We start from the raw sequence: 17395 nt of genomic DNA, 5'->3' as shown, positions 1-17395 counted from the left end.
AAAAAAGATAAATAGGTTGTTTTGTCTTCGGGAGAGAGAATATTCATTGCGCTATTTTTGAGCAATAAAAGAGTGACCAACTTCACGTTGTTCTGGCGTTTACTGTCGTTCTATTCAGTTTGGGTTCAGTTTGAGGGCGTTAAATCGCGATATTTAACCTAGGTAACAAGAAAAGTTTTTTTCGTGTTAGACCATTTGGCGCTATGCGTCGCAAAAACATTGCGGTATGTTCAAGGATTACACTGATGGCAGACATAAGGTCTGCCTTAATGACACGTAACAAGCAATCACAATGAATTAGGTAAAATAAGTAATGCAGTTCTCTAAGTTTGGTGAAAAGTTTAATCGTTACTCTGGAATCACTCGTTTAATGGATGATTTGAATGATGGCCTGCGCACTCCTGGCGCAATCATGCTCGGTGGTGGTAATCCAGCCGCTATCCCAGCCATGCTCGATTACTTTAACCAAGCCAGTGCCGACATGCTCGCCAGTGGAGAACTCATCGCCGCCCTCGCCAACTACGATGGTCCGCAGGGCAAAGACAGCTTTATTAAATCTTTAGCCACAATGCTGAAAGAGACCTATGGTTGGGATATCAGCGAAAAGAACATCAGCCTGACTAATGGCAGTCAGAGCGGCTTCTTTTACCTATTCAACCTGTTAGCAGGCCAGCAGCCAGACGGCTCTCACAAGAAAATCTTGTTACCGATCGCACCGGAATACATTGGCTACGGCGATGCGGGGATTGATGACGATATCTTTATCTCTTACCACCCAGAGATCGAGCTGCTTGAAAACAGACAGTTCAAATACCACGTCGATTTTGAACAGCTAAAAGTTGATGACTCGGTTGCAGCTATCTGTGCTTCTCGTCCAACCAACCCAACTGGTAACGTACTGACCGACGAAGAAGTGCGTAAACTGGATAAGCTGGCGCGTGAGAACAATATCCCACTACTGATCGATAACGCTTACGGCCTACCATTTCCAAACATCATCTTTGAAGACGTTGAACCGTTTTGGAATGAAAATACGATTCTGTGCATGAGCCTTTCTAAGCTAGGTTTACCAGGTGTGCGTTGCGGTATCGTGATTGCGAGCGAAGAGGTTACCCAAGCGCTAACCAACATGAATGGCATCATCAGCTTAGCGCCAAGCAGTGTTGGGCCTGCGATCGCCAACCACATGATTGAGAACGGTGACTTACTACGCTTAAGCAGCGAAGTGATTAAGCCTTTCTATAAAGAGAAGTCTTTGCGTGCCGTTGAGCTGCTACAACAAGCGATTGATGACCCACGTTTCCGTATTCACAAGCCTGAAGGCGCTATCTTCTTATGGCTATGGTTTGATGAACTGCCAATCACCACAATGGAACTGTACGACAGATTGAAAGCTCGCGGCGTATTGATTGTTCCGGGTGAATACTTCTTTATAGGCCAGGAAGACGAGTGGGATCATGCTCATCAATGCCTACGTATGAACTACGTACAAGACGATGAAGCAATGCAGAAAGGTATTGCGATCATTGCTGAAGAAGTGAAAAAGGCTTACAGCGAAAGCAAATAGAGATTCCCTACTCGGTCGTTCCTCCCTCTATGGAATGACGCTAACAGGACAAACAAAAAAGAGCACCTCATAAGGTGCTCTTTCACTTTTACTTCCCGATAATGTTTGTCACTTGAATACCCTAAATAATTGGGGCTTCAGCTAGGCGACCATTCGCTTCACAAAACACAAGCAATTCAGCCCTATGAGCATAGGAAACCTATGTGATTTGGGCGGCCGGCGATCCGGGGAATTTACGACGTCAACAACGCTGTAGCATCAAGTATGACGGGTATTAGCCTTCTAGTAGGCTATTACCATTGATAGCAATCTTACGTGGTTGCATCGCTTCTGGGATTTCGCGCTCTAGGTCAATGTGAAGAAGACCATTTTCCATGCTCGCACCTACCACTTTTACGTAGTCAGCCAGTTGGAATTTGCGTTCGAAATCGCGCTCTGCAATACCTTGATATACGAAGGTTTTCTCTGCTTCTGCTTTACGCTCACCCTTCACAATTAGCATGTTCTCTTTTTGAGTGAGATCTAATTGGTCATCAGCAAAGCCCGCTACTGCCATAGTAATGCGGTAGTTATTCTCGTCTTTTTGCTCGATGTTGTATGGAGGGTAACCGCCAGAAGAATTTTTCGACGTGTTCGCTTCCATCATGTTGAATAGGCGATCGAAGCCGATTGCGTTGCGGTAAAGTGGAGTGAAATCTACAGTTCTCATAATGCTATCCTTTTAGTAAGCAATAGTCTTAGCTGCGAATTTTACTTAGATCGAACCTGTGTATGACCCAGTAAACAGCTAAGAGATTCAATTCGCATTCCTCGGGTTTCACCTCAGTTGGTGACAACGCTGGGACATGACAATGAATCAATTTTTAAATTGTGTGCTACCAAAGTTATCCTCTGTTGAGCGATACTTCGTCAGCGGTAATGAAGGTTCTGTTTCTTCTCTTATGAGCAAGACAGTCATCCTCTTCACAAATAGATATGTGGTGCCACAAAGAGCTTTTCAAGCGGCGTTATTCAACTTTTTAGTTAAGAAAAACCAAACGCTATATAAATATTACTTAATTTTAATTAACCATCATTGGTCATATCCTAGTCAGGTTGAATCCTTTTCTATCACTTTTGGTGGCAATTCTGATGTCTTCTACGCATATATCTTACGCACTCCACTCTTACGATGCCTTAGCGCATCTAGATATTCACATCGATAAGGTGGCTCTGGTGACGGAAGGCGGCGGCCAACGCGGAATTTTTACAGCAGGCGTGTTAGATGCCTTTCTCGAACAAAGCTTTAATCCGTTTTCATTGATGATTGGCACGTCAGCGGGCTCTCTTAACCTAGCATCCTATATATGCGGACAACATCGACATGCTTATCAAGTCATCACAGAAGCAACAGCAAGCCCTAAATTTTTCGACACTTATAAGTTTTTAACTCAAAAGAAAGGGTTAAATTTTGATTGGTTACTGGAACAAACCAAAACCAGCCTGCCGCTCAATTGGCAAGTCGGTCAGGACAATATGAAGAGCTGTAAAGTCCTTGCCTGTGCATGCCATGCTACTCATCACAAACCAACCTACTTTGACTTAGATTCACACAATTGGCAGAACGCACTAAAAGCCTCATGCGCTGTTCCTTTTATTAGCCCGGCCGTAGTTCAAAAGAACGGTGAAGAGTGGCTTGATGGTGGGATTACCGCCCCGATCCCTGCACAAGAAGCCTATAACCGTGGTTTTAAGCATATTGTTGTAATTAGAACCGTTCCAATTTCAACAAGCTTTGATCATCGCTGGATGAATAAATACAGTAAATTACTGGGCAAGACAAAAGCCAAAGCTATGGTCAGTTTATTGCTTAAACATGAAGAGCATTACCGTGCTACTCAATCTTTTCTGAACAACCCACCAGCAGATGCCACTATCTATGAAATCCATCCAGATAAAGCATTACATTCCACACTATTAGGTAGCCCTCAACACGCCCTTGAACATGATTACCAAGTAGGACTGTTGTCAGGTAAATATTTCGTCGCAACAGCGGGACGCCATATACAACAGCCATAAAAAAGCACCGCCAATGGGCAGTGCTTTTATCATTTTGAGTTTCTTTATTACTAAAGAAATCTATACATCAAGGTTAGCAACCTTCAATGCATTCTCTTCGATGAAGTTACGACGAGGCTCAACTTGGTCACCCATTAGCGTCGTAAACAACAGATCAGCACCAACAGCATCTTCAATCGTTACTTGCATCATACGGCGAGTTTCAGGATCCATTGTGGTTTCCCAAAGTTGATCTGGGTTCATCTCACCTAGACCTTTGTATCGCTGTAGGCTTAGACCACGACGAGACTCTTTCACTAACCAGTTCAGAGCATCAACAAAGCTAGAAACTTCTTGAGTACGCTCACCACGTTTAATGTAAGCGCCTTCTTCAATTAAGCCATCAAGTGCTTCAGAAAGGTCCGCTAGCTTACCAAACTCTTTAGAGTTAATAAGATCAATGCTCAGTAGGTGTTCATGAGTCACACCATGAGTACGAACCACAATCTTAGGAACGCTTAAACCTAGCTCTTCGTGTTTTTCAACTTCAAGGCTGTATTGGCTCGCACCTACTTCTTTCGCGTTTAACTGCTCAACAAGCTGCTTACCCCACGCTTCAACTGCCGCGTCATCATGACACTGCTCAGCCGTTAGGCGAGGAACGTAAATCAGTTCGTGAACCAATGCGCGTGGGTAACGGCGGCTCATACGATCGACAAGCTTGATGCCTGCATTGTATTGCTGAACAAGCTTCTCTAAACCTTCACCTGCAAATGCTGGCGCTTCAGGGTTTACGTGCAGTTCTGCATTATCTAAAGCCAAAGATACTTGATACTGGTTCATCGCATCTTCATCTTTAATGTACTGCTCTTGCTTACCTTTCTTCACTTTGTAAAGTGGTGGTTGAGCAATGTAGATGTAGCCACGCTCAATCAGCTCTGGCATTTGACGGTAGAAGAACGTCAGTAGCAGAGTACGGATGTGAGAACCATCGACATCGGCATCGGTCATGATGATGATGTTGTGGTAACGCAGTTTATCTGGGTTGTATTCATCACGGCCAATACCACAACCAAGAGCTGTGATTAGCGTTGCTACTTCTTGAGAAGACAGCATTTTATCGAAACGTGCTTTCTCTACGTTAAGGATTTTACCTTTCAGCGGTAGGATTGCTTGGTTCTTACGGTTACGCCCCTGCTTAGCTGAACCGCCAGCAGAGTCTCCTTCCACAATGTATAGTTCAGACAGTGCAGGATCTTTTTCCTGACAGTCAGCAAGCTTACCTGGAAGACCCGCTAAATCTAATGCGCCTTTACGACGAGTCATTTCACGAGCTTTACGCGCTGCATCACGAGCACGTGCTGCATCAATAATTTTAGAACAAACGGTTTTCGCTTCACCTGGGTTCTCAATCAGGAACTCAGACAACTTCTCACCCATTGTAGATTCAACGGCAGACTTCACTTCTGAAGAAACCAGCTTATCTTTAGTTTGGCTTGAGAACTTAGGATCTGGCACTTTAACAGAAACAATCGCCGTCAGACCTTCACGAGCATCATCACCGGAGGTCGCAGTCTTCGCTTTCTTAGAGAAGCCTTCCTTGTCCATGAAGCTGTTCAGTGTACGCGTTAGCGCCGCACGGAAACCTGCTAAGTGAGCACCACCATCGCGTTGAGGGATGTTGTTGGTGAAACAGTAGATGTTTTCTTGGTAGCCGTCATTCCACTGCATCGCAACTTCGACGGTAATACCGTCTTCGCGCTCAGAGTTAAAGTGGAAGATTTTTTGAATGATTGGCGTTTTGTTAGTATTAAGGTGTTCAACAAACGCTTGGATACCGCCTTCGTATTCGAAGTGATCCATTTTGTCTTCTTCGCGCTCGTCAATTAGCTTAATTGATACACCTGAGTTCAAGAATGATAGCTCACGTAGACGCTTAGCTAAAATGTCGTAATGGAACTCGATGTTAGTGAAGGTTTCTTCACTCGGCCAGAAACGAATCTCCGTACCTGTTTTATCCGTGTCACCGATAACTGCTAGTGGCGCTTGAGGCTCACCGTGGCTGTAGGTTTGAGTGTGGATTTTGCCACCGCGGTGGATAGTAAGAGTAACTTGCTTAGAAAGTGCGTTAACTACTGAAACACCAACACCGTGCAGACCACCAGATACCTTGTACGAGTTATCATCGAACTTACCACCAGCGTGAAGAACCGTCATGATTACTTCTGCTGCTGATACGTTTTCTTCTGGGTGCAATTCTGTTGGAATACCACGGCCGTCATCGCTCACAGACACAGAACTATCTTCATGGATAGTTACAATGATGTCATTACAGTGACCAGCTAGCGCTTCATCAATAGAGTTATCTACCACCTCAAAAACCATGTGGTGCAGACCGGTACCATCATCCGTGTCGCCAATGTACATTCCAGGACGCTTACGTACCGCATCCAGACCCTTCAGTACTTTAATACTCGATGAATCGTAATTATCTGACATAGTTACTCTCTGACTAATTATCCTTGCTCTATTTTGCCATGTTCCACATGAAACATCCTGCTATTTTCGTCATGCATATCTGCAATCTGATCAGCGGTAATAGAGCTTACAAAAACTTGAGCCTGGGTCGCCTTCAAACACTCAGCAAGACGTGCTCGGCGTTGGCTATCTAATTCGGAAGCGAAGTCATCTATCAAATAGATGCACTGCTTACCTGTCATTTGAGTGAGGTGTTGCCCTTGTGCTACTCGTAGCGCGCACACCATCAACTTCAATTGACCTCGTGACAAGACATCTTCCACTGGAGTGCCGTTCACTTTTATCTTCAGATCCGCTTTGTTTGGCCCACTAAAGGTGTAACCAAGCTGCTGATCCCTTTCAAAATTCTTTTCTAATATCTCGGCGTATGGGGTGTCTTTGTCCCAGCCACGATAATAGTTAATCTTTATCTCAAACTCAGGAAGGAAGGTCGCACAGATTTCTTCGGCGACTTCTTTGAGCTGATCAACGTAGGTGGCACGCCACTGACTGATGCTTTCGGCTAAACGGGCCAGTTCTTGGTCCCAATAGCTCAGCTCTCGATAGTGGGTTGCCGTTTTCAATAAGGCGTTTCGCTGCTTATTGAGGCGCTTTACCCTACCCCAAGCATCATAAAAGCCCGACTCACTGTGGAATACTCCCCAATCAATGAATGCTCGGCGATGCTTAGGTCCATCTGTCAGTAAATCAAACCCTTCGGGGTGAATCAACTGCAAAGGTAAGACTTGAGCTAACTGAGCCAACTTTTGCCCAGTTTGACCGCTTATTTTAACCTCTGTCGTGCCATCGCGCTGCTTATTAATGCCAATTGGCAGCTCAAATTGATCCGAGGTCATAAAACGGCCATGTACAAACAGCTCACTACACTCGTTTTGTATGATACGACCGGTGAGTGAACTCTTGAATGAGCGACCATGTCCGAGCAGATACACCGCTTCAAGGACACTGGTTTTGCCGCTTCCGTTAGCCCCTATAAGAAAGTTAAAGCCTGATGACGGTTGAATGTCACAGGCTTCAATATTTCTAAACTGCTTAACGATTAAGCGCGATAAAGGCATAACGTCTTCATATTAATCTTCAATCACGACTCGGTAGGTCAACATAGGGCAGCTTATAAGCGAATTGGCATAACAACGTACATCGCGCTGTCATCTTGTGCGTTCTCGATAAGAGCACTCGCATTTGCGTCTGACATTGAGATACGAACCTGTTCACAACGCAGTGTATTCAGGACATCCAATACGTAACTTACGTTGAAGCCAATCTCTAAAGCGTCACCGTCGAAGTTAACATCGAGTACTTCTTCTGCTTCTTCTTGCTCTGGGTTGTTCGCGGTAATACGCATCTCGCTATCCGCAAGATTAACGCGAACACCACGGAATTTTTCATTCGATAGAATCGCAGCACGAGAAAATGCTGAACGTAATTCATCACAACCAGCTTCAAGTGTTTTGGTGGTATTTTGCGGCATTACGCGGCGATAGTCAGGGAAACGACCATCAACTAGCTTAGAAGTGAAGACATAGTTGTTCACTTCAGCACGCACGTTAGAGTTACCAATTTGCAGTGTTACAGGCTGTTCAGGTGCATCCAATAGCTTCACTAGCTCTTGCACACCTTTACGAGGAACAATGATCTGCTTTTGAGCAAAATCCGCACCCAGTTGTGCTTGAGATACTGCCATACGGTGACCATCGGTCGCCACGCTGCGCAGGATAGAGCCTTCAATCTCAAACAACATACCGTTGAGGTAGTAACGAACATCTTGGTTCGCCATTGAGAATTGCGTTTTCTCGATAAGACCGCGAAGTTCAGCTTGTGTCACTGACACTTCAACTTCACTGCTCCAGTCTTCAATATTTGGAAAATCTGCCGCAGGTAATGTTGCTAATGAGAAGCGGCTACGACCAGAGCGAACCTGAATACGGTCACCATCCAATACCACAGTGATCACTGAGTTATCTGGCAATCCACGGCAGATATCTAGGAATTTACGTGAAGGTACGGTAATGCTGCCCGCTTCGAAATCACCTTCAAGCGTTACACGGCTGATCAGTTCAACTTCTAGATCCGTCGCTGTCATCGACAACACGTTATCTTCTACTTTAATCAGTAGGTTTCCTAGAATTGGAAGCGTTGGCCTGCCACCGAGTGCGCCAGATACTTGTTGTAATGGCTTAATCAGGTGACTACGTTCAATGGTAAATTTCATATCTTGCTCTTACGGTCTAAATGGCACTGCGTAATAGTACGTGGCCAAGATTCTGCTTATTAAGGTTAAGAATACTGTGTATTAAGAAGAAAGGGTACGAATCAAGTTCGAATAATCTTCTTTAATGTCGTGGCTCTCTTCGCGCAGCTGAGCAATCTTGCGACAAGCATGCAGTACCGTCGTGTGGTCACGACCACCGAATGCATCGCCAATCTCAGGCAAGCTGTGGTTTGTTAGCTCTTTCGCCAGAGCCATCGCCAATTGACGTGGACGAGCAACAGAACGAGAACGACGCTTAGACAATAGATCAGCGACTTTGATTTTGTAGTACTCGGCGACTGTCTTTTGAATGTTATCAATAGTGACCAATTTTTCTTGCAGTGCAAGCAGGTCACGCAGTGCTTCACGCACGAAGTCGATCGTGATCGGGCGGCCAGTGAAGTTTGCATTCGCAATAACACGGTTCAATGCGCCTTCCAGCTCACGAACGTTAGAGCGTAGACGCTTGGCAATAAAGAACGCTACTTCATCCGCAAGGTGAATTTGGTGGTCTTCGGCTTTCTTCATCAAGATCGCAACACGCGTCTCAAGCTCTGGTGGCTCAATCGCTACCGTCAAACCCCAGCCGAAGCGAGATTTAAGACGATCCTCTACCCCGTTGATCTCTTTTGGATAACGGTCAGACGTTAGGATGATCTGTTGGTTGCCTTCAAGCAGCGCGTTAAAGGTATGGAAAAACTCTTCTTGAGAACGCTCTTTGTTAGCAAAGAATTGGATATCATCGATAAGCAATGCATCAACACTACGGTAGTAGCGCTTAAATTCTTCGATCGCGTTGTTTTGCAGGGCCTTTACCATATCCTGAACAAAACGCTCTGAGTGCATGTAAACCACTTTCGCATTCGGCTTATTATCAACAATGGCGTTACCCACCGCATGCAACAAGTGCGTTTTACCTAAACCAGTGCCGCCGTATAGGAACAACGGGTTGTAGGCTGTACCTGGATTATCAGAAACCTGACGTGCCGCAGCCAAACCCAGTTGGTTCGACTTACCTTCAACAAAGTTATTGAACTTATGTTTTGGGTTCACGTTTGAGCGGTGATTCAAGTCAACCGCGACAGGCTCTTCATCACGCCAGATATTATGGACAGGCTTGCGAGCTTGTAATTGCGCAGGTGCTGATGACTCAGCGGCCACATCAGCTGCAGTACGAGTCTGAGTCGGTGCCGGTGTCGCAGGCTTTGGTGCAATCACACGCTTGCTTCCCACTTCAAAATGAAGATGTGGGATATCGTTACCGCAATATTCTTGCAGCAGACGGTTAATGCTATTTAGATACTTATCACGAACCCAATCGAGTACGAAACGGTTCGGTGCAAATAGAGTTAGAGTATTGTCATTGAGTTCCGCTTGTAACGGACGAACCCACATACTGAATTCTGTAGCTGGTAACTCTTCTTGAAGCTGTTGCAAACACTGCAACCAAAGCGAAGATGACACGGTGCCCTCACTCTATTTAAAGTAATATGAAATGACCGCTAATTTTACCTGTTGATAAGTCAGATCACCAGCAATTGATCACAGATCCAGTGAATAAGATCCAAGTTATTCACAATAAATTTGTAATTTATCGGTGGATCCACACATCTTGCCCCTAATTTACTCACACAATGATCCACTTATGCCCGGATCCTTGCTAGTTATCCCCAAATCGGGAATTCAATCTGGTTATGGTTAATAACATCTGGTTATTTATTCTAGTGAGCATTTTCCCAGTAACATCCAAACCCATAAATATAAGGAGTTACCAAATGAATAACTGGATTAAGGCTGCAATTGCGGCTATCGCACTCTCTGCTGCTACTGTTCAAGCTGCGACTGAAGTTAAAGTCGGCATGTCTGGTCGCTATTTCCCGTTTACATTCGTTAAACAAGACCAACTACAGGGTTTTGAAGTGGATTTATGGGATGAGATCGGTAAGCGTAACGATTACAAGGTTGAATACGTAACGGCAAACTTCTCTGGTCTGTTTGGTCTTCTTGAAACGGGTCGCATCGATACCATTTCAAACCAAATTACAATGACGGATGCACGTAAAGCGAAATACCTATTCGCAGACCCATACGTAGTAGACGGCGCACAAATTACCGTTCGTAAAGGTAATGACAGCATTAAAGGTATCGAAGACCTTAATGGCAAGACAGTTGCGGTAAACCTAGGTTCAAACTTTGAACAACTGCTTCGCAGCTACGACAAAGATGGCAAGATCAATGTAAAAACCTACGATACAGGTATTGAACATGATGTGGCACTGGGCCGTGCCGATGCATTCGTAATGGATCGCCTATCAGCACTAGAGCTTATCAAGAAGACTGGTCTACCATTACAACTGGCGGGTCAGCCATTCGAAACCATTGAAAACGCTTGGCCTTTCGTCGACAACGATAACGGCAAAAAACTGCAAGCAGAAGTAAATGAAGCATTAGCAGCAATGCGCGCAGATGGTACGCTAGAAAGTATCTCTCAGAAATGGTTTGGTGCGGACATTACTCAGAAGTAATTACTCACTTTCTCCATTCAAGGCCCACTGCTTTATACAGCGGTGGGCTTTTTGCTTTTGTGCACTGATTAAAAAACCTGATAGAACAGTACTTACATATAGAACAACACTGCCAATAAAAATACGAGATAGATTATGGGATTTGACTTTAATTACATGCTAGAGCTGTTGCCGATACTACTGAAGTATTTAGGCACCACGATGGAGATGGCGACTTGGGGCTTGTTCTTTGCTCTGATCCTGTCTCTGATACTGGCGAATATTCGTGTATTCAAAATCCCAGTACTCGACCAATTGAGCCAGCTGTACATTAGCTTCTTCCGAGGCACCCCACTGCTGGTGCAGCTGTTCCTCCTTTATTACGGCTTACCACAAGTCTTCCCGTGGATGGTTGGGTTAGATGCCTTCAGCGCCGCTGTGATTGGCTTAACCCTGCACTTTGCCGCGTATATGGCAGAAAGTATTCGTGCGGCGATTATCGGTATTGATCGCAGCCAGATGGAAGCCAGCCTTTCGGTCGGTATGACAACCAGCCAAGCGATGCGCCGAGTGATCTTACCGCAAGCAACTCGCGTGGCACTGCCGTCGTTGATGAACTACTTCATCGACATGATCAAGTCGACTTCACTTGCCTTCACCCTAGGTGTCGCCGAAATCATGGCTAAAGCTCAGATGGAGGCTTCTTCAAGTTTCCGCTTCTTCGAGGCTTTCTTAGCGGTCGCGCTGATTTACTGGGGCGTGGTGGTTATCCTCACTCGTATTCAAATTTGGGCCGAAGTGAAACTGAATAAGGCGTATGTACGATGATCAAATTACAAAATATCCACAAGCAGTTTGGTGACACCGAAGTTTTGAAAGGGATCGACCTAGAAATCAAGCAAGGCGAGATAATTGTCATCATAGGTTCAAGTGGTACGGGTAAATCTACCCTACTGCGTTGTGTGAATTTTCTAGAGCAAGCCGATCAAGGCACGATTTCGATTGATGATATCAAGGTTGATACTCAGAAACACACTAAGGCAGAGGTGCTTGCACTGCGTCGTAAGACCGGTTTTGTGTTCCAAAACTATGCACTGTTCGCTCACCAAACCGCGAGACAGAATATTGCTGAAGGTTTAATTACCGTTCGTGGTTGGAAAAAGCAGCAAGCCCATGAAAAAGCACAACAAATACTTGATGATATTGGCTTAGGTGACAAAGGTGATAGCTACCCAGCCGCGCTCTCTGGTGGCCAGCAACAACGAGTGGGTATTGGCCGTGCAATGGCACTACAACCCGAGCTTTTACTGTTTGATGAGCCGACTTCAGCGCTCGATCCTGAGTGGGTTGGCGAAGTGCTTAACCTAATGAAAAAGCTGGCAAATCAGCATCAAACCATGCTGGTGGTTACCCATGAAATGCAGTTCGCTAGAGAGGTCGCAGACCGAGTGATCTTCATGGCTGACGGCCATATTGTAGAGCAGGGATCTCCACAGGATATTTTTGGTAATCCACAGGATCCTAAATTAAAAAAATTCTTAAATAAGGTTGGGATCGACTAAGGATCCTTGTGATTTTAGTTATTCTACGTATAATCCCCCGACCGGAATTTTAGTTAACCCAATCATTGACACTTTTTGTGACAGTGATTACAATTCCGCCTCTTTGTTGAGAGGCGTCGGTTTTCCTTTCTTATATAAAGAAGAGAAAAAATGCCCACGCCGGGTTTAACAAAAACCTAAAACTACTGATCAGTAAGGTAATTACAATGAAACGCACTTTTCAACCTACAGTTCTAAAGCGTAAGCGTACTCACGGTTTCCGTGCTCGCATGGCTACTAAGAACGGTCGCGCAACAATCAATGCACGTCGTGCAAAAGGCCGTAAGCGTCTTTCTAAGTAATCTTTGATTATTTTGAATAAGCTAGCCTTCGGTCGGGAGTTACGCTTGTTAACTCCCGAACATTATCAAAATGTCTTCAAGCAAGCTCATCGAGCTGGCTCCCCTCATTTCACCATCATTGCCCGAAATAACTCTCTTTCAAATCCTCGCCTTGGATTAGCCGTTCCGAAAAAGCAGATTAAAACCGCCGTGGGTCGTAACCGATTCAAGCGTCTTACTCGTGAAAGCTTTCGTAACACTCAACACAAACTTCCTAACAAAGATTTTGTTGTAATCGCAAAGAAGAGCGCGCAAGATTTAAGCAATGAAGAAATGTTCAAGCTACTCGACAAATTATGGCTTCGCCTGTCTCGCCCTTCGCGTGGATAGCGCTAATACCCATCTATTTTTATAGATGGTTTATTAGTCCACTCATCGGCCCACGCTGCCGATTTACTCCAACCTGCTCTTTATATGCGATAGAAGCGTTGAAAGCTCACGGTTTTGTAAAAGGGTGTTGGTTATCAGGCAAACGTCTATTAAAATGCCATCCTTTGAACGAAGGGGGCTTTGACCCCGTTCCACCAGTCCAAAAACAAGACAGAGATAAATAACGATGGATTCTCAACGTAATATCCTGTTAATCGCATTGGCTTTGGTTTCTTTCCTACTGTTCCAACAATGGAACGTAGCTCAGAATCCAGCACCACAAGCGGTTGAGCAGGCACAATCTGGCAGCACCCTACCAGCGCCATCTTATGCAGATGATCTAGACCCGGCTCCTGGTCAAGTTGCTTCTTCTGCTAAAACTATCACAGTAACAACTGATGTACTGACTCTGTCAATTGATACGGTTGGTGGTGATGTCGTTAAAGCAAACCTAAACGATTACTCTGCTGAGTTCGATTCTGAAGATACGTTTGTTCTTCTTAAAAACGAACCAGGTCACCAATTTATCGCTCAAAGCGGTCTAGTGGGTCCTCAAGGTATCGATTTAAGCAGCACTAACCGCCCTAGCTACACGGTTTCAGCAGATAGCTTTACGCTAGCTGAAGGTCAAGATGAACTACGCATCCCAATGACTTACCAAGCGAACGGCCTTGATTACACAAAAACATTCGTACTTAAACGCGGCAGCTACGCGATTGACGTTGAATACGATGTAATCAACAACTCTGGCAATAACGCAACATTCGGCATGTACGCTCACCTACGTCAAAACGTTATGGATGACGGTGGTAGTCTAACAATGCCAACTTACCGTGGTGGTGCTTACTCTACGGAAGATACGCGTTACAAAAAATACAGCTTCGACGATATGCAAGATCGCAACCTGTCTCTTAACCTAGCAAACGGTCAAGGTTGGGCAGCGATGATTCAGCACTACTTTGCAAGTGCTTGGATTCCACGCGACGAAGCAGGCAGCAACCTTTACACTCGTGTAATTGGTAACCTTGGCGATATCGGTGTTCGCATGCCGAACAAGACCATTGCTACTGGTGACGAAGCAAGCTTCAAAGCAACGCTTTGGGTTGGTCCTAAACTTCAAGACCAAATGGCTGCTGTTGCACCAAACCTAGACCTAGTAGTTGACTACGGTTGGTTATGGTTTATTGCTAAACCACTTCATACTCTGCTTTCGTTCATTCAAGGCATCGTTGTGAACTGGGGTCTGGCAATCATCTGTCTAACTTTCATCGTTCGTGGTGCTATGTACCCACTAACGAAAGCTCAGTACACGTCTATGGCGAAAATGCGTATGCTTCAGCCTAAGCTGACTGCAATGCGTGAGCGTATTGGCGACGACCGTCAACGCATGAGCCAAGAAATGATGGAGCTTTATAAGAAAGAGAAAGTAAACCCACTAGGTGGCTGTTTACCTATCCTTCTGCAAATGCCTATCTTCATTTCGCTATACTGGGCACTAATGGAGTCTGTTGAACTGCGTCACTCACCGTTCTTCGGTTGGATTACTGACCTTTCAGCACAAGACCCATACTACATCTTGCCACTTCTGATGGGTGCTTCAATGTTCCTAATCCAGAAGATGAGCCCGACAACTGTAACGGATCCAATGCAGCAGAAGATCATGACCTTTATGCCGGTTATGTTCACATTCTTCTTCCTGTTCTTCCCTTCAGGTCTGGTTCTTTACTGGCTAGTATCGAACATCGTAACTCTGATTCAGCAAACGCTTATCTACCGCGCGCTGGAAAAGAAAGGCTTACATTCTAAGTAAGTTCGATAATAGAAAGAGATAAAGAAAGGCGACCAAAAGGTCGCCTTTTTGTTTTTAGCTGATTACAATTCAGCTAATTGATTAATCGTGAGCGCCCCTTTTTGGCTTTCACATGCTAGCAGGCACAACTATGACTACAGATACGATTGTTGCTCAAGCGACTGCACCCGGCCGTGGCGGCGTCGGTATTATTCGCGTTTCAGGCCCACAAGCAGCCCAAGTTGCGCTTGAAGTTACCGGCAAAGTGCTAAAACCACGTTACGCTGAGTACACCCCTTTTAAATCTCACGATGGTTTAGAGCTAGACCAGGGCATCGCGCTTTACTTTCCTAACCCGCACTCGTTTACCGGTGAAGACGTATTAGAGCTACAAGGCCACGGTGGCCCTGTGGTAATGGATATGCTCATCAAACGCATCCTCGCGATTCCAGGGCTACGCGCAGCACGCCCAGGTGAATTCTCGGAGCGTGCCTTCTTGAACGACAAGATGGATTTAACCCAAGCAGAAGCCATTGCCGATCTCATTGATGCCAGTTCAGAAGAAGCGGCGAAATCAGCCCTGCAATCGCTGCAAGGTGAGTTTTCAAAACGCATTAATACGCTGGTGGATTCTCTGATTCACTTACGCATCTATGTTGAAGCCGCTATCGACTTCCCAGAAGAAGAGATTGATTTCCTTGCTGACGGTAAAGTAAGCGCTGACTTACAAGCTATCATCGACAACCTCGAAGCGGTTCGCCAAGAAGCCAATCAAGGTGCCATCATGCGTGAAGGCATGAAGGTGGTGATTGCAGGTCGTCCTAATGCCGGTAAGTCGAGCTTACTGAATGCATTATCGGGTAAAGACTCCGCGATTGTGACTGATATTGCTGGCACCACGCGTGATGTCCTGCGTGAACATATCCATATTGATGGTATGCCACTGCACATAATTGATACCGCAGGCCTGCGTGAAGCCTCGGATGAAGTAGAAAAAATCGGTATTGAACGCGCTTGGGAAGAAATTGCCCAAGCCGATCGCGTTTTATTTATGGTCGATGGCACCACTACCGATGCAACCGACCCGAAAGATATCTGGCCCGATTTCGTTGATCGTCTGCCGAATAATATCGGAATGACCGTGATTCGTAACAAAGCCGATCAAACAGGTGAAGATCTTGGAATTTGCCATGTTAATGATCCAACTCTGATTCGACTGTCAGCAAAAACGGGACAAGGCGTTGATGCACTACGTAATCACTTAAAAGATTGCATGGGCTTTGCTGGTGGCAATGAAGGTGGCTTCATGGCACGTCGTCGCCACTTAGATGCCCTAGAACGCGCATCTGAGCATCTAGATATTGGCCAGCAACAGCTCGAAGGCTATATGGCAGGGGAAATTTTGGCAGAAGAACTGCGTATAGCGCAGCAACACCTTAACGAGATTACTGGTGAGTTCAGTTCCGATGACCTACTCGGCCGTATCTTCACCTCTTTCTGTATTGGTAAATAACCTTTAAAGGCCGGCTCATGCTGGCCTTTTTCTTTAGTAAGGACAGCTTAATGATCCACATTATTACAGGCAGCACCTTAGGTGGTGCAGAGTACGTTGGCGATCACCTTAATGATCTTCTTGAAGAGCAAGGCCACGAGATCACCCTTCATAACCAGCCTGAATTCGATGATATTCCCCAACAAGGCTTTTGGTTGCTGGTAACTTCAACTCATGGTGCGGGTGAATTTCCAGATAATATTAAGCCGTTTATCGACGCATTGACCCAGCAATCTCCAGATTTAAGCCAGGTTCGCTTTGCTGTCGTGGCGCTTGGTGATTCGAGTTACGATACCTTCTGTTTGGCGGGAAAATCAGTCCACAGCCAGATGAAAGAGCTCGGTGCTCAGCCTATTTCTGACTGTTTTACCATCGATGTATTGGAAACTCCGGTACCAGAAGACGCAGCAGAAGCTTGGTTCAGCGATCATAGCGACCAGTTTTAACCTCTCTCTTCTCTCAAAAAGCGGCTTATGCCGCTTTTTTTGTCTCTGAACATCGCGATTGTGAATAACTTTTTTTCAAAAACATCGAAAATTAGCGATCTATTTTCAATTTCTGCTGTGGATAAGATCATACATATACGGTGATTAACCTATAGTTATCCAAATAACAAGTTTTAGGCTAATTTCCCCCTGTGAATAAGTAGCCATTTTGATCCCAGCTAATCCTCATCCTGATCAAAGTTAGATCACATCATTTGATCCAAAAAAGATCCATGATCTCGTTGATCATTTTCGACTTATCCACAGACACCCTCGACCCTAATAATAGATCTAATAAAAGATCTCCTTAAAGATCTTATCTATATTAATTAAAAACAGCTTTTTCGAAAAATCCCAAAAA

Annotated in this window: 16 protein-coding genes; 11 read left to right on the top strand and 5 right to left on the bottom strand. The window is 45.1% G+C overall.

Annotated elements, in window-relative coordinates; translation table 11 throughout:
* Positions 1 to 313 precede the first annotated feature (313 nt).
* Complete coding sequence (locus ATB74_RS21855) at positions 314 to 1567, top strand: valine--pyruvate transaminase (RefSeq protein WP_061019727.1); 1254 nt, start codon at positions 314 to 316, stop codon at positions 1565 to 1567.
* A gap of 274 nt (positions 1568 to 1841) precedes the next feature.
* Here the strand turns inward: ATB74_RS21855 and ATB74_RS21850 are convergent, their stop codons facing one another.
* Positions 1842 to 2276 carry an Hsp20 family protein gene (locus tag ATB74_RS21850; RefSeq protein WP_009848140.1) on the bottom strand — a complete coding sequence of 145 codons (435 nt, stop codon included), beginning with the start codon at positions 2274 to 2276 and terminating at the stop codon, positions 1842 to 1844.
* Positions 2277 to 2698: 422 nt separating this feature from the next.
* Between ATB74_RS21850 and ATB74_RS21845 the strand changes: the two genes are divergently transcribed.
* Positions 2699 to 3625 carry a patatin-like phospholipase family protein gene (locus ATB74_RS21845; protein WP_061019726.1) on the top strand — a complete coding sequence of 309 codons (927 nt, stop codon included), beginning with the start codon at positions 2699 to 2701 and terminating at the stop codon, positions 3623 to 3625.
* Between the two features lie 60 nt (positions 3626 to 3685).
* On the opposite strand, the gene gyrB is transcribed toward ATB74_RS21845, so the two are convergent.
* The 4 genes from gyrB to dnaA all read right to left on the bottom strand — a co-directional run bounded on the left by gyrB (position 3686) and on the right by dnaA (position 9857).
* Positions 3686 to 6103 carry a DNA topoisomerase (ATP-hydrolyzing) subunit B gene (gyrB, locus tag ATB74_RS21840; protein WP_017058811.1) on the bottom strand — a complete coding sequence of 806 codons (2418 nt, stop codon included), beginning with the start codon at positions 6101 to 6103 and terminating at the stop codon, positions 3686 to 3688.
* Between the two features lie 17 nt (positions 6104 to 6120).
* Complete coding sequence (recF, locus tag ATB74_RS21835) at positions 6121 to 7200, bottom strand: DNA replication/repair protein RecF (RefSeq protein ID WP_019825571.1); 1080 nt, start codon at positions 7198 to 7200, stop codon at positions 6121 to 6123.
* 53 nt (positions 7201 to 7253) lie between these two features.
* Complete coding sequence (gene dnaN / locus ATB74_RS21830; RefSeq protein WP_017058809.1) at positions 7254 to 8354, bottom strand: DNA polymerase III subunit beta; 1101 nt, start codon at positions 8352 to 8354, stop codon at positions 7254 to 7256.
* Between the two features lie 81 nt (positions 8355 to 8435).
* Positions 8436 to 9857, bottom strand: coding sequence for a chromosomal replication initiator protein DnaA (dnaA, locus tag ATB74_RS21825; protein WP_019825569.1), 1422 nt, complete (start codon positions 9855 to 9857; stop codon positions 8436 to 8438).
* Between the two features lie 311 nt (positions 9858 to 10168).
* Between dnaA and ATB74_RS21820 the strand changes: the two genes are divergently transcribed.
* From ATB74_RS21820 to mioC, 9 genes are all read left to right on the top strand, one after another.
* Positions 10169 to 10918, top strand: a complete 750-nt coding sequence (locus tag ATB74_RS21820; protein WP_050649810.1) for an amino acid ABC transporter substrate-binding protein — start codon at positions 10169 to 10171, stop codon at positions 10916 to 10918.
* Positions 10919 to 11053: 135 nt separating this feature from the next.
* Positions 11054 to 11725 carry an amino acid ABC transporter permease gene (locus tag ATB74_RS21815; RefSeq protein ID WP_009848134.1) on the top strand — a complete coding sequence of 224 codons (672 nt, stop codon included), beginning with the start codon at positions 11054 to 11056 and terminating at the stop codon, positions 11723 to 11725.
* Entirely contained in the window at positions 11722 to 12459 is a 738-nt protein-coding gene (locus tag ATB74_RS21810; protein ID WP_048610829.1) for an amino acid ABC transporter ATP-binding protein, read from the top strand. The genes ATB74_RS21815 and ATB74_RS21810 overlap by 4 nt, the downstream gene beginning before the upstream one ends.
* 206 nt (positions 12460 to 12665) lie before the next feature.
* Complete coding sequence (gene rpmH / locus ATB74_RS21805; protein ID WP_004735800.1) at positions 12666 to 12800, top strand: 50S ribosomal protein L34; 135 nt, start codon at positions 12666 to 12668, stop codon at positions 12798 to 12800.
* Positions 12801 to 12845: 45 nt separating this feature from the next.
* Positions 12846 to 13169 (top strand): ribonuclease P protein component, encoded by a 324-nt coding sequence (gene rnpA / locus ATB74_RS21800; protein WP_017055478.1) that lies wholly within the window; start codon positions 12846 to 12848, stop codon positions 13167 to 13169.
* On the top strand, positions 13136 to 13393 hold the full coding sequence (gene yidD / locus ATB74_RS23965) for a membrane protein insertion efficiency factor YidD (RefSeq protein WP_004735802.1): 258 nt from the start codon (positions 13136 to 13138) through the stop codon (positions 13391 to 13393). The genes rnpA and yidD overlap by 34 nt, the downstream gene beginning before the upstream one ends.
* Before the next feature lie 2 nt (positions 13394 to 13395).
* A complete protein-coding gene (gene yidC, locus ATB74_RS21795; RefSeq protein ID WP_060983466.1) occupies positions 13396 to 15018 on the top strand; it encodes a membrane protein insertase YidC in 1623 nt (540 codons plus the stop codon).
* A gap of 130 nt (positions 15019 to 15148) precedes the next feature.
* Positions 15149 to 16510 carry a tRNA uridine-5-carboxymethylaminomethyl(34) synthesis GTPase MnmE gene (gene mnmE / locus ATB74_RS21790; RefSeq protein ID WP_061019746.1) on the top strand — a complete coding sequence of 454 codons (1362 nt, stop codon included), beginning with the start codon at positions 15149 to 15151 and terminating at the stop codon, positions 16508 to 16510.
* A gap of 50 nt (positions 16511 to 16560) precedes the next feature.
* Positions 16561 to 16995, top strand: coding sequence for an FMN-binding protein MioC (mioC, locus tag ATB74_RS21785; protein WP_060983467.1), 435 nt, complete (start codon positions 16561 to 16563; stop codon positions 16993 to 16995).
* The last annotated feature ends 400 nt before the right edge of the window (positions 16996 to 17395 follow it).

Origin of the sequence: Vibrio splendidus, from assembly GCF_001557875.1 — a bacterium.
In the GTDB taxonomy this organism is placed as follows: Bacteria; Pseudomonadota; Gammaproteobacteria; order Enterobacterales; family Vibrionaceae; genus Vibrio; species Vibrio splendidus_F.
This window is presented reverse-complemented; position numbering and strand designations above follow the sequence as displayed.

Bases quoted from the DNA above. Each gene is read 5' to 3' on its own strand.
- ATB74_RS21855 (WP_061019727.1), top strand. From the start codon at position 314: ATGCAGTTCTCTAAGTTTGGTGAAAAGTTTAATCGTTACTCTGGAATC.
- ATB74_RS21850 (WP_009848140.1), bottom strand. From the start codon at position 2,276: ATGAGAACTGTAGATTTCACTCCACTTTACCGCAACGCAATCGGCTTC.
- ATB74_RS21845 (WP_061019726.1), top strand. From the start codon at position 2,699: ATGTCTTCTACGCATATATCTTACGCACTCCACTCTTACGATGCCTTA.
- gyrB (WP_017058811.1), bottom strand. From the start codon at position 6,103: ATGTCAGATAATTACGATTCATCGAGTATTAAAGTACTGAAGGGTCTG.
- recF (WP_019825571.1), bottom strand. From the start codon at position 7,200: ATGCCTTTATCGCGCTTAATCGTTAAGCAGTTTAGAAATATTGAAGCC.
- dnaN (WP_017058809.1), bottom strand. From the start codon at position 8,354: ATGAAATTTACCATTGAACGTAGTCACCTGATTAAGCCATTACAACAA.
- ATB74_RS21820 (WP_050649810.1), top strand. From the start codon at position 10,169: ATGAATAACTGGATTAAGGCTGCAATTGCGGCTATCGCACTCTCTGCT.
- ATB74_RS21815 (WP_009848134.1), top strand. From the start codon at position 11,054: ATGGGATTTGACTTTAATTACATGCTAGAGCTGTTGCCGATACTACTG.
- ATB74_RS21810 (WP_048610829.1), top strand. From the start codon at position 11,722: ATGATCAAATTACAAAATATCCACAAGCAGTTTGGTGACACCGAAGTT.
- rpmH (WP_004735800.1), top strand. From the start codon at position 12,666: ATGAAACGCACTTTTCAACCTACAGTTCTAAAGCGTAAGCGTACTCAC.
- yidD (WP_004735802.1), top strand. From the start codon at position 13,136: ATGGCTTCGCCTGTCTCGCCCTTCGCGTGGATAGCGCTAATACCCATC.
- yidC (WP_060983466.1), top strand. From the start codon at position 13,396: ATGGATTCTCAACGTAATATCCTGTTAATCGCATTGGCTTTGGTTTCT.
- mnmE (WP_061019746.1), top strand. From the start codon at position 15,149: ATGACTACAGATACGATTGTTGCTCAAGCGACTGCACCCGGCCGTGGC.
- mioC (WP_060983467.1), top strand. From the start codon at position 16,561: ATGATCCACATTATTACAGGCAGCACCTTAGGTGGTGCAGAGTACGTT.